This is a genomic window from Desulfovirgula thermocuniculi DSM 16036 (assembly GCF_000429345.1).
Classification (GTDB): domain Bacteria; phylum Bacillota; class Desulfotomaculia; order Desulfotomaculales; family Desulfovirgulaceae; genus Desulfovirgula; species Desulfovirgula thermocuniculi.
In genome coordinates this window covers 1-12,080 of record NZ_AUBR01000072.1, presented here as the reverse complement: position 1 = coordinate 12,080, position 12,080 = coordinate 1, and the positions used below count along the sequence as shown (strand labels likewise).

Here is a 12,080-nt window from a genome sequence, read left to right as displayed (position 1 = left end):
GCTGGCCTTTTTACCCCTTTGCTTGCGGGAAAGGTAGGAGCGGTAAGCGGAGAGCGCTTTGAGCATGGCGCACTGGAGCGTGCCCCGGTTGAGGTCGAACAGCTCACATGCCTGCCGGTAGGTTTGGCGGTTTAAATGTGCGCGGCTGGTGGTGTCAAGAGCCTCGGCCTGCTCCAGGAACCAGGAGCACGCCCGGCGGTAGGTGTCCAGCATGCGGGTCATCTTTTCCAGCTTGCCCTTGTTGGGAGGCAGGAGCTTTATTTTGAGGGTTACCGTCTGCATTTAACATCTCCTCCGGCATGCTTAATTTAGCACGACCGGAGAAAAAACCAAGCCGCCATTCATCCCCCGATTAAAAATCGGGGGCATTCTGGCGGGGCTTTTATAAACCAAAATATGCTATCGCGGGCAGGAAGAGGTTTCCGGGCAGCGAATAAATTAAAAATTAGTTCCGGCCAGAAAGCGGGGGGCGAACATATGGAGCACGCGGCAACGGCGGTGGTGCTAACCGCCTCCCTGGCAGCCACGGCCCTTTGTGCCCTGAGGTATTACCTGGTAAGGCGCGAACAGGAAGAGCTCTTCACCAACAAGCTTTTAAACAGCGTGCTGGAGCAAATGATCGGCGGCGTCATTGCCATCAACGCCGAGGGCAAGATAGTCGTTTTCAACCGCGGCGCGGAGGAAATTACCGGCATCCCGGCCAGCAGGGCCTTAGGGCGGCACATCACAGAGGTCCCCGCCGAGGACACGGCGCTGGTAGCCTTCCAGGTACTGCAAGGAAAGGCACCCGTAGGCCATATGGAAGTGCAGCGCAAAATCAAAGGCAAGAACCTCTGGATCCTCATCAGCGCCGACCTGCTGCGCGACAAGCAGGGACGCGTGGAGGGCGCGGTGACCATTTTCCACGACATCACCGAGCTTAAAAGGCAGCGGGACCTGCAGTACAACCAGGAGAAACTGGCCGTGGCCGGCCAAATGGCGGCCAGCATTGCCCATGAACTGCGCAACCCCCTCACTTCCATCAGGGGCTTTGCCCAGCTCCTCGGCGACAGGCTGAAGGATGAAAAGGACCGCGAGTACCTGGAGGTCATTATTCAGGAAATCGACCGGGCCAACGAAATCATCCGCAACTTCCTGCTCCTCACCCGCCCCGCGCAGGAGAAAAGGCAGCACATTGACCTGAACACCATTTTGCGCGAACTCCTCCCCCTGATTGAAAGCCAGTGCATCCTGGCACGCGTCGAGCTGCACCTGGATCTCGACCCCGGCCTCCCGGAGGTGGTAGCCCACCCGGACCAGATCAAGCAGGTGCTGCTCAATTTAATCCACAACGCCCTCCAAGCCATGGAAGGGCAAAGGACCAAAAAGCTCACCCTCACCACCCGCTGGCTCCCTGCTACCGGCGAGGTTTTATTTTCCGTGGCCGACACCGGCCACGGTATGCCCGAGGAGGTAATACTCCAGCTGGGCACCCCCTTTTTCACTACCAAAGAAACGGGCACCGGCCTGGGGTTGACCATTACCTACCGTATCGTGGAATCCCACGGCGGGCGCATAGAGGTAAGCAGCCGGCAGGGCCTGGGGAGCGAGTTCAGGGTCTACTTCCCCGCCAAGAGCCCAAATTCATGATGACAATTTTTCTCTTGCTTCACCATGTCACATATGGTACTATGTTAGCAGAAGGCTTGTGCCATATGTCACAATGATTCTGTGGAGGCGATACCCGTGGCCGGGCCCCAGGTAAAAACCTCCACCAGGCACCGCCCCCCTCCCTGCCGCCGGCAGGGCCGCCGCAAGGTGGTCCACCTGCACCTCTACCGCAACCCTTTCTTCCGCCTGCCTTCCACAGGCGCCGTCCCCTTTAACCGCTGGGAGAGGGAACTCTGCCACCCCTTTGCCGCCGCGGAAGTCAACCGCGCCATCTGGGCAAGAACCACCGCCCGGGCAGACTCCGGGCCGCTGTACCTCCTCGGCCTCGCGCTGGCCATTCCCACCCTTGTTTTCTTATTCGGTTTTGTGAATAATTTCATCCGCTAGGGCATGTGAGCGTCGTAACTAAGAAGGGGTAAAAAAGGGCACCCCATCACCGGGATGCCCGTCCCCTCTAGTGTGCCCCTACGGCCAGCAACCCGGAAGCTGCCAGGACCAGGACCAGAACCTCAACCAGCACGATCACGGTATACGGCCAGTCCCTCTTGGCCAGGTAGGCCGGCAGCAGGACGAGGTAGCCGAGAATGGTCAGCCCGGCCAGGAGCGCAATGCCGATGTAGTTGAGGAAGTCGCTATAGCCCAGCATCTTAACCCAGCCCCAACCGTGGGGCATGCGGGCCACTTCCACAAACTGGCTGGCCTTCATTCCCCAGTATTGCGGGAGCTTGTGCGGCGGAAGGTAGGGCTTGATCACGCCGGTAAAGTAAATGATGTTGGCCAGCACCAGGAGGATGATCCCCGCCCAGGAGCCGTAAAGGAGTATGTTGGCGTAGGTCAGCTGTTCCGGCGAAACTTCAACCCGCGGCGCGGCAGGAGCCTTTGCCGGCTCCTCTTTGGCGGCGGGAATTTTTTTCACCACTTCCAGCTGAGGTTTGGCCATAATCTTTCCCCCTTTCCTTAGTTCCAGATGCCCAGGCCCTTAAGCAGGGAGCGCAGGCCGGCTGCCAGGAGGAGGGCAATAACCAGGTACTTGACCGCCTTGGGCTTGGCCTTGGCCAGCACCCGCACGCCCACAAACGAACCCAGCATGATCCCTACCACCGAGGGCACGGCGATGACCGGCAGGACTGCCCCCTGGTTGAGGTAAACCCAGGCGGCAGAAGTATCGGTGATGGAGAGGAGGAACTTGCTGGTGCCCACGGCCACCTTCAGCGGCGCCCCCATGAGGAGGTTGAGCACGGGCACGTTGGCCCAGCCTGCTCCCAGGCCGAACATGCCGGCCATGATGCCGATGGCCACAAAGAGGAGAAAGCCCTGGGGCGTGCGCCAAACCGTCCAGTCCACCGTTTTGCCCGAAGAGGCCTCATAGTAAGTGCCGCCAATGCCCAGGAACGCGGCCAGGCGGTCGCTGCCCTCCACGCGGGGATACTCCGTGTTTTTGGAGACAACGAAGAGGAGCGAAATGCACAAGATCGTCAACCCCAGAGCCGTCTGCACGATGTTGTTGGGCAGCGCCAGCCCGATGAACGCCCCCAGCATGCTGAAGGTAGAAGCAATGAGGGCCACAGGCAGCGCCAGGCGCAGGCTGGCCAGGTTGAGCTTTAAGAGTCCCGGCCCTGCTGCCAGCGCCCCGGCCAGGGCTACCAGCAGACCGGCCCCTCGCACAAAGTCCAGATTAAAGGGGAAAAAGCTGCCCACAATGGGCACAAACAGCACGCCGCCGCCGACCCCACCCAGCACAGCCACAATGCCCAGCAAAAAGGTGGTAACAAAGAGGAGCAACGGCCACACCCACCAGGGGGTTCCTGCAGCCGGGGCGCCGCCTGCCCCCGCAGCAGCCGGCGCGGCACTAACCGCCGCGGTCACCTTGGCGGCCAAGCCGCCCCCTAAAAGCGATACCCACTCAAACATGGCTATACGCCTCCCGCCTTTGCTTCTTTTAACTTACTCCCAGGGAATTGAGGAGGGGCTTGGTGACGGCAATGAAGTGGGCAAACTTTCTTGCCGCCAGCGCGGCATCCCCCCTGCGCACGACATCGTAAGGTAGGAAGAATTTCAGGCGATACTTACCGGTGGCCTCCACCTTGGGAAGCTCCCTTTGCAGTTCCACCCCCAGCCGTTTTTCAATTTCCCCCTTCAGCTCTAAAAGCGGGAGAAAAACCTTCTTTTTATAGCCGTCCATAACCAGGTCGATTACCAGCAGGTCCTGGCCGCGGTAAGGGCCTTTGCGCGGCCTGGTGCGCCCGATGCGGTAGTATATGCCGCTGTTCCCGAAAACCTTCACGCACTTCCAGGACTCCTTCGCCCCAAGGTTCTGGCCGGGCAGGGTATAAGTGATGTTTATACGGCGCTCGGCAAGTATGCGCTTTGTCTCGGCCAGCACCTCGTCCAGAAACTCTTCAAGGGCCCGGGGGCGGGCCGCCTGCGGCTCCCTTTCCTTTTGCTCTTCCGCCTCCAGGTGCAGCCACTGTTCAAACCAGTCCAGAAATCTTTTCAGCTCCGCCACAACTTCTTTCTTATCGGCCCCGGAGATGTTCTTTAAAAACTCCTCCTTGCGCTGGTGAAAAACTTCTAAAATTTGCCTCTCAACCATAACCCCCTTCACCCCTTTGTACTTGTAAACCCTTGCACATGCAGGGACATACACTTTGTCTTCGCTACCAGCAGCCGCAGCCGCCGGTACTTTGTGTTATAATAGACATTAGATTTTTTGTGAAAAAACTCATTAAAATGCATACGCAAAACCTGTGCCAGCCATAAGGGCCCTAAATTGCTCCTAAATGCACATTTACAAACAGGCCTCGCGGGCCTATACTGTTTAAAAACGAACACTTTTTGTTTTACCGGCCATGTGAACAGATTTACAAGCCTCCTGCTCCGGTGTTTGTTTTCATACACCGGGTGTTTACATTCAAGCAAAGCGAGGGAAGAACCGTGCCGAAAAAAAAGTGGCGCAGCCTGCGCTTTCAGATCATGGCCATCACCACCCTGTTCTTGCTCGTCCCGGCCCTCCTGCTCTTTTACGACCTCATCTTTGCCTCAAAAAGCGAGGAGGTCATGCTTTCCTCCCTGGAAGAGAGGCTGGGCACGCTGGTCAACAACCAGCTGGTGCCGGGAATCGAGGCCGCCCTGCAGAGGAAACTTTCCGATGCGAGCTTTTCCCACCTCAGCGAAGAGGCCAAGATAAAAATCTTAAAGGAAAGCTTTGAGGAAACGGCCAAGCCCCTGGTGCCCAGCTTCCCCGGCGTGCGCTTCGGCCTTTACCTGCCGGACAGCCAGCAGATCTTCGTGGAGGGCTTCCTGCGCAACTACCGCCAGCTTTCCCCCCAGGAAAGCCGCGAGAGGGAGCAGCGCATCCTGCGGGAAGCCAGCACGGGGCTGCTGGCCGTGGCCGCCAGCCAGCGCCCCCTGGCCAGGCTGACCACCAGCTTGAACGAGGAAACCTTTGAGTACCTCGCGCCCGTGATCGTGGACAACCAGCTGGTAGCCGTGGCCTGGGTGGACGAAAGGCTCCACCCCATCTTTGCCCAGAGCCGCTACTTCCGGCTCATCACCCGCTACGTGGCCCTTTTCGTCTTCTTTGCCTGCAGCCTGGGGGTTCTCTTTACCGTTCACAACCTGACCCGCTCGGTGAACCAGATTAAAGAAGGAATCGGGAAGCTGGAAAAGGATCTCAGCCACACGCTGCCGGACCTGCCCGGGGAAGCAGGACAGATTGCTCGCGCCATAAACCGCATGGCCCAAGCCATTGCCGAAAAGGAGAAGCTCGAAGAGCAACTGCAGCGCAGCGAGCGCCTGGCCGCCCTGGGTAGGTTGGTCACGGGCATCGCCCACGAGTTGCGCAACCCCCTTACGGTAATTAAAACCACCGTGCAGGTAATGGAAGCGGAGATCAAAGAAAAGGACCTGCTCCAGTACACAGAGGTAATTAAGGAGCAGGTCAACCGCCAGAACAGGATTATCCAGGAACTACTGGACTTCGGCCGCCCCACCAAAAACTTCATTCACCCCGTTTCGGTCAGCTCGTTAATTGATAAGGTGCTCGTCTTTACCTCGCCCCTCCTGCGCCAGCACAAGGTACAGCTGGAGGTGGAAGTCGAGCCCGACCTGCCGCTGATTGAAGCGGACGGCGAGCGCATCAAGCAGGTTTTTGTAAACCTCATCCTCAATGCCGTGCAGGCCATGCCCCACGGCGGCAGGCTGGCCATCAAGGCGGGCACGGATGACAACAGCGTCTACGTGCAGTTCAGCGACACCGGGCCGGGGATACCCCGGGAGGAAATCTCGCGCATCTTCGACCCCTTTTACACCACCAGGAAGGACGGAACGGGACTGGGGCTTTCCATCAGCCACCAGATTGTGGCCAGCCACGGCGGTACCATTGAGGTAGACTCCGGCGAAGGGGGAAGCACCTTCACCGTCCGCCTGCCCGTAAAAGAACCGCCACAGGAGGTGCCGTCCGGCTATGGTGCCCAAGATACTGATCATTGACGACGAGGAGCACCTCTGCTGGGCGCTGAGTAAAGCGCTGCAGCAGGAAGGGTATCACGTCCTGACCACCACCTCTCCCCATGAGGGGCTGGAGATCATCCGTGACAAGCAGCCTTCGCTGGTCATCCTCGATTTAAAGATGCCGGAAATGGACGGCATTGAGGTGCTCCGCCGCGCCAAGGAAATGCAGCCACAGCTCCCGGTAATCATCCTTACCGCCCACGGTACGGTGGAAACGGCCATCGAGGCCATGAAGATTGGCGCCGCCGACTACCTCACCAAGCCCTTTGACTTAGACGAGCTGAAGATTGTCATCAAGCAGAACCTGCTCATCACGCGGCTGACCACAGAAGTAAACTTTCTGCGCGCGGAGCTGACCAAGAGGTACCAGCGCAACATGCTGGTGGGCAACAGCCCGGCCATCCAGGAGGTAATCAAGCTGATCGACCGGGTGGCCAACAGCAATGCCACCGTGCTCATTACGGGAGAAAGCGGCACCGGCAAGGAAGTGGCCGCCATCACCATCCACCAGAAGAGCCCGCGCCGCAACGGCCCCTTTGTGGCCATCAACTGCGCCGCCCTCCCGGAGCAGCTGCTGGAAAGCGAGCTTTTCGGGCACGAGAAAGGGGCCTTTACGGGAGCCACTTCCCGCAAGCTGGGGCGCTTTGAGCTGGCCGACGGCGGCACCATTTTCTTAGACGAGATTGCCGAGATGCCCCTCTCCATGCAGGCCAAGCTCCTGCGGGTGCTGCAGGAAATGGCCTTCGAGCGGGTCGGCGGCACGGAAACCATCCGCGTAAACGTGCGGGTCATCGCCGCCACCAACCGCGATCTCACCCAGGCCATAAAGAAGGGCCTTTTCAGGGAGGACCTTTATTATCGCCTGAACGTTTTTCGCCTGCACATGCCCCCCTTGCGAGAGAGAAAAGAAGACATCCCCCTCCTGGCCAATCATTTTTTGGAAAAGCTGCGGTCCACCTATTTTGTGCACAGGATCTCGCCCGAAGCCATGGAAATGCTCTGCAACTACCACTGGCCGGGCAACATCCGCGAGCTGCAAAACGTCATTGAAAGGGCGGCCATCATCTGCCAGGGCTCGGAAATACTGCCGGAGCACCTTCCCAAGGAGCTCCACGAAAGCTATTACCGGCCCAAGGAGCTGGTCATAAACTTTCCCGATGAAGGAATTTCTTTAGAGGAAGTAGAAAAAGAACTTATTGCCAAGGCCTTGCAGAAAAGCGGCGGCAACCAGACCCGTGCCGCCCAGCTCCTGGGCATCACGCGCTCCGCCCTCATTTACCGGGCCCAGAAGTACGGCCTCCTGGGGGAAAAGGCGGCGTCTTCCGAGCAGGGCTAGGGAAGGCGCCGCGAAAAATTAACTCCAAGCCTCCCGGGAGAAGGGATTGCCGGGGTCGTGTCTGAATTTTATATATAATGAGACAAATTACCTTTTGGTGGGATAGAAATGGCCTTTAGCTCAAAAGAACTGGTTACACCACGGGGCAGGGTTATCCTGGAAGGCCCCGCCAGCCCGGAGTACCTGAAGTCCCTGGCCATTAGCGAGCACCTGCGCAACTTCCGCAACCCCGCGCGCCAAAAGGAGGCGCTACTTAATGCCGCTTCCCAGCCCGAAGGCATGGTCTACATTGCCAGAAGCAACGGCGAGATCATCGGCTACGTGATCTTCCACCGGCCCAGCAAGCACACGCGCTGGAGCAGGCACCCGCGCATCCTGGAACTGGGGGCCGTAGAGGTGAGCCGCCCCTGGCAGCGGATGGGCGTGGCCAAAGAGCTGCTACGGCTGGCCTTCAGCAACGAGGCGCTGGAAGAGTACGTGGTCATCACCACCGAGTTTTACTGGCACTGGGACTTAAGGGGAAGCGGCCTGGACGTGTGGGAGTACCAGCGCATGCTCAAGAAGCTTTTCGGGAGCGTGGGCTTTAAGAAGCGCCACACGGACGACCCGGAGATCCTGGAACACCCTGCCAACATGCTCATGGTGCGCTTTGGCAGCAAGGTAGACAAGGCCTACGTGAAGGCCTTTGAAGACCTCACCTTCCAAAACTCCCTGGTGGAGTGAACCGCGCCGGGCAGCACTTAGCAGGGGCCCGGCTTTTTTCATCCCGCCTTGTCACCACGGCGGGGAAAAATGTTTTCTAGGTAACAAAAAAATTTGTGCTTGATTTCACGGGGGCGACTGTGCTATGATGGTGGTGACAAATCTTTCTTCGGTTGTCATAGAGATTTTTTTATAAATCAATATGCACTCTCTATCACAAATACTTGTGCCGTATGATACATACGGGGGGTGGGGTATGAGGGGGTATTGTCTAAAACACCCGACGGGAAATAGTTAACCTACCTTTTGGCTTTCCGACCATCGAGACACAAGGGGGAAGCGCGCATGGCTAAAACCCTGGAAGAAATCAAGGGCCACGCCCAGGCTAAAGCCGCCCCGCAGCCCGCAGAGGCCGCCAGGCCGGCACCGACCCTGAGCGTGGACTTAAAGCGCCTCGGCTTCATTTCCTTGGGCCTGGGACTTTTCTTCCTCTTTTACCTCCTGCCGCCGCTGCCGCCGGCGGTGGATCCGGCAGGAAAGGTCTTTGAGCTTTCCCGGCAGGGGCAGATGGCCCTGGGCCTCTTCCTCCTGGCCGGCATCTGGTGGGTTTTTGAGGTCATCCCCATCGGCGCCACCGCCCTGGCCATCGGCATCTTCCAGGCCCTCTTCGGCATCCGCCCCGCCGACACCGCTTTCCGCGATTTCATGGACCCTTCGGTCCTGTTCATCCTCGGCTCCCTGATGGTCGGCCTGGCCTTCACCAAGGTGGGCCTCACCAAACGCCTGGCTTACAAGATGCTGCAAGTCACCGGCGAAAACACCAGGATGATCCTCCTGGGCGTCTTTGTGGTCACCGTAGCCCTGACCCACATCATGGCCCACACCGCCGTGGCGGCCACCATGTTCCCCATCCTTATGGCCATCCTGGCGCTCTACGGCACCAAGGAAGGGGAAACCAGCCGCTTCGGCAAGGCCCTGACCATCGGCATGGCCTATGCCGCCGGTGCGGGCAGCTTGATCACCCTTTTGGGGGCCGCGCGGGGCATCGTGGCCCTGGGGTTCTTCAAGCAAATCACCGGCAAGGAAATAAGCTTCGCCCATTACACGCAGGTCATGTTCCTTTACGGCTGGGTCATGATGTTTCTAATCTGGCTCTTCCTAACGTTCTGGTATAAACCGGAAAAGGACCGCATACCCGGCCTGCGTGAGAAAGTAAAAGAGCTCTCTGCCTCCCTTGGGCCTGTGAGCAGGCAGGAAATTTTCGTGGGCCTCAGCGTGGCCGTGGTGGTGCTCATCCTGGCCACCCAGAACTTCATCCCGGCGCTAAAGAACCTGAACAAGAGCGCCATCATGCTGGTGCTGGGCCTGCTCTTCTTCCTCACCCGCGTCTTTACCGTGGAAGACCTGGAAAAGAAAATCCCCTGGAACATCGTGCTGCTCTTCGGCGGGGCCATGTCCATCGGCTTTGCCCTCTGGCAGACCGGCGCCGCGCAGTGGATTGCCGTGCACTGGCTCTCCATGTTCAAGCACGCTCCCTGGCTGGTCTTCGTGCTGGCCATCTTCTTCCTGGTCATGGTCATGACCAACTTCATCATGAACGTGGCCGCCATTGCCATTACCCTGCCCGTGGCCCTGATCATTGCCGGCTACCTGGGGGTCAACCCGGAGCTGATCCTGTGGACCTCCCTGGCCGCCGCCGGGCTGCCCTTCTGCCTCCTGGTTGGGGCGGCGCCCAACGCCATAGCCTACGAGTCCAAGCAGTTTAGCGCCGGCGAGTTCTTTATCGTGGGCATCCCCATGAGCTTAATAGCCCTGGCCCTGGTGGCCGTCTTTGCCCTGGCCGTGTGGCCGCTTTTAGGCGTGCCTGCGCTGGTTAAGTAACTAGCTAATAATTAGCAAACCAGCCGGAGTTGATTCACCTAGAGGAGATGGGTTATGCTCTTAAAGACCCATCTCCTAACTTTTAGCCTACGGAGGTGTTGCAAGTGCTCATGCTAGCTCCTGAGGTCAGCTGGCGAAAGGCCGGTTTTCCCGTGGTGGAACCGGGTGCCTTCGTGCACAAAACGGCAGTGGTCATCGGGGAAGTCATTGTTAAGAGCGGGACCATAATTTACCCCTTGGCGGTGATCCGCGCCGATGAGGGCTGCCCCATAATCATCGGCGAGAGCGCAAACGTCCAGGACGGCGTGATCATCCACTGTTTAAAGGGCGGCCAGGTTGTCGTCGGCCCCAGGTGCAGCCTGGCCCACGGGGCGGTCATACACGGCCCCTGCGAGATCGGCGAGGGAACTTTTGTGGGCTTCAGGGCCGTGGTGGCCAAGAGCCGCCTGGGGCGCGGCTGCTTTGTGGGCCACGGGGCCCTGGTGGAGGGCGTGGAGGTGCCGGACAACAGGTTCATACCCCCCGGCGCGGTGATCACCAGGCCGGAAGAGGTAGCCGCCCTGGGGGAAGTTTCCGCGGCGCAAAGGGAATTTGCCCGGGAAGTGTTAAGCGTCAACCAGGAACTCTGCTCTGCCTACAGGCAGAACATGAGGGGGGATGAGTAATGGGCGAGCAACTGCAGGTCATTTTGGCCACCGCCGTCTTCCTGCTCACCTACGCCGTCATCGTCTCCGAAAAAATCCACCGCGCCGTGGCCGCCCTCGCGGGCGCCGCCGTCCTGGCCCTCACCCAAATCATGAACCCCGAAGAGGCCGTCCACGCCATCGACTTCAACACCATCGGCCTCCTCGTGGGCATGATGATCATCGTCGGCATCACCCGCCAAACCGGCGTCTTCGAATACCTGGCCATCCTGGCCGCCCGCAGGGCCAAGGGCGAGCCCATCCGCATCATGGCCGCCCTCTCCCTGGTCACCGCCGTCCTCTCCGCCTTCCTCGATAACGTCACCACCGTCCTCTTAATCGTCCCCGTTACCTTCGCCATCGCCGCCCAGCTCCAAATCTCCCCCATCCCCTTCTTAATCGCCGAAATCATCGCCTCCAACATCGGCGGCACGGCCACCTTGATCGGCGACCCCCCCAACATCATGATCGGCAGCCAGACCCACCTCGGCTTCATGGACTTCGTCATCAACCTTACCCCCATCATCGCCGTCGTCTACGTCCTCACCATCTTCTGCCTGAAACTCATCTACCGCCGCCACCTGGTGGCCAAACCCGAACTCATGCAAAAAATCACCCAGCTAAACGAAAAGGACGAAATTAAAGACCCGGCCCTGCTCAAAAAGTGCCTCCTCGTGCTGGCCCTCACCATCTCGGGATTCGTCCTCCACCAGTACCTGCACCTCGAGTCCTCCGTCATCGCCCTCTCCGGCGCAAGCCTCCTGCTCCTCCTCACCAGGGAGGACCCCGAACATGCGCTCCACGCCGTGGAGTGGCCCGTCATCTTCTTCTTCGTCGGCCTCTTCATCGTCGTCGGCGCCCTGGAAAAAGTGGGGGTGATTGAGACCATCGCCCGCTTCTCTTTAGACGTCACCGGCGGCCAGCTTGTCCCCGCCGCCATGCTCATCCTCTGGATCTCTGCCCTCGCCTCCGCCTTCGTGGACAACATCCCCTTCGTGGCCACCATGATCCCACTCATCCACGATATGGGGCGCCTGGGCAACCTCCCCAACCTCGACCTCCTCTGGTGGAGCCTGTCCCTCGGCGCCTGCCTGGGCGGTAACGGCACCGCCATCGGCGCCTCCGCCAACGTGGTGGTCATCGGCATGGCCGAAAAACGCGGCTCGCCCATCTCCTTCCTCGGCTACATGAAGGTGGCCTTCCCCTTAATGCTCATGTCCATCGCCGTCTGCAACCTCTACCTCCTCTTCTGGTATCACTACCACGGCTGGCTTTCCCTTGCCGCCACCCTGGCCGCCGCCGCCGCCCTCTGGCTC

At 59.3% G+C, this 12,080-nt stretch carries 11 protein-coding genes and 1 pseudogene; 8 read left to right on the top strand and 4 right to left on the bottom strand.

The features are described 5' to 3' along the window. A pseudogene (locus G454_RS0113390) lies at nucleotides 1-282 on the bottom strand (transposase); the annotation flags it as partial. 195 nt (nucleotides 283-477) lie between these two features. Here G454_RS0113390 and G454_RS19245 point away from each other — a divergent pair. Together G454_RS19245 and G454_RS0113380 are read left to right on the top strand one after the other, a co-directional pair. Continuing rightward, the gene (locus G454_RS19245; RefSeq protein WP_051276426.1) at nucleotides 478-1,629 is read left to right on the top strand and encodes a two-component system sensor histidine kinase NtrB; all 1,152 of its coding nucleotides are present in this window, start codon (nucleotides 478-480) and stop codon (nucleotides 1,627-1,629) included. 81 nt (nucleotides 1,630-1,710) lie between these two features. Further along, a complete protein-coding gene (locus tag G454_RS0113380; protein WP_156896800.1) occupies nucleotides 1,711-2,037 on the top strand; it encodes a hypothetical protein in 327 nt (108 codons plus the stop codon). A 67-nt stretch (nucleotides 2,038-2,104) separates the two neighbouring features. On the opposite strand, the gene G454_RS0113375 is transcribed toward G454_RS0113380, so the two are convergent. From G454_RS0113375 to G454_RS0113365, 3 genes are read right to left on the bottom strand one after another with little or no spacing between them, the layout of a single operon-like run. Further along, nucleotides 2,105-2,590, bottom strand: a complete 486-nt coding sequence (locus G454_RS0113375) for a hypothetical protein (protein ID WP_027719012.1) — start codon at nucleotides 2,588-2,590, stop codon at nucleotides 2,105-2,107. 17 nt (nucleotides 2,591-2,607) lie between these two features. Next, a complete protein-coding gene (locus G454_RS0113370; RefSeq protein ID WP_027719011.1) occupies nucleotides 2,608-3,561 on the bottom strand; it encodes a sulfite exporter TauE/SafE family protein in 954 nt (317 codons plus the stop codon). 28 nt (nucleotides 3,562-3,589) lie between these two features. Continuing rightward, nucleotides 3,590-4,243: a hypothetical protein gene (locus G454_RS0113365; RefSeq protein WP_027719010.1), complete on the bottom strand. Its 654-nt coding sequence runs from the start codon at nucleotides 4,241-4,243 to the stop codon at nucleotides 3,590-3,592. A 341-nt stretch (nucleotides 4,244-4,584) separates the two neighbouring features. On the opposite strand from G454_RS0113365, the gene G454_RS0113360 reads away from it, so the two are divergent. The 6 genes from G454_RS0113360 to G454_RS0113335 all read left to right on the top strand — a co-directional run. Further along, entirely contained in the window at nucleotides 4,585-6,141 is a 1,557-nt protein-coding gene (locus G454_RS0113360; RefSeq protein WP_027719009.1) for an ATP-binding protein, read from the top strand. Further along, the gene (locus G454_RS0113355) at nucleotides 6,116-7,498 is read left to right on the top strand and encodes a sigma-54-dependent transcriptional regulator (protein WP_027719008.1); all 1,383 of its coding nucleotides are present in this window, start codon (nucleotides 6,116-6,118) and stop codon (nucleotides 7,496-7,498) included. Before G454_RS0113360 ends, G454_RS0113355 begins: the two co-directional genes overlap by 26 nt. A gap of 108 nt (nucleotides 7,499-7,606) precedes the next feature. Next, nucleotides 7,607-8,221, top strand: a complete 615-nt coding sequence (locus G454_RS0113350; RefSeq protein ID WP_027719007.1) for a GNAT family N-acetyltransferase — start codon at nucleotides 7,607-7,609, stop codon at nucleotides 8,219-8,221. Nucleotides 8,222-8,545: 324 nt separating this feature from the next. Further along, nucleotides 8,546-10,081 carry an SLC13 family permease gene (locus tag G454_RS0113345; RefSeq protein ID WP_084413508.1) on the top strand — a complete coding sequence of 512 codons (1,536 nt, stop codon included), beginning with the start codon at nucleotides 8,546-8,548 and terminating at the stop codon, nucleotides 10,079-10,081. Nucleotides 10,082-10,191: 110 nt separating this feature from the next. Continuing rightward, complete coding sequence (locus G454_RS0113340; RefSeq protein WP_035107893.1) at nucleotides 10,192-10,746, top strand: LbetaH domain-containing protein; 555 nt, start codon at nucleotides 10,192-10,194, stop codon at nucleotides 10,744-10,746. Then, a partial coding sequence (locus G454_RS0113335; RefSeq protein ID WP_027719004.1) for an ArsB/NhaD family transporter occupies nucleotides 10,746-12,080 on the top strand: 1,335 nt, incomplete at its 3' end. The genes G454_RS0113340 and G454_RS0113335, both read left to right, overlap by 1 nt.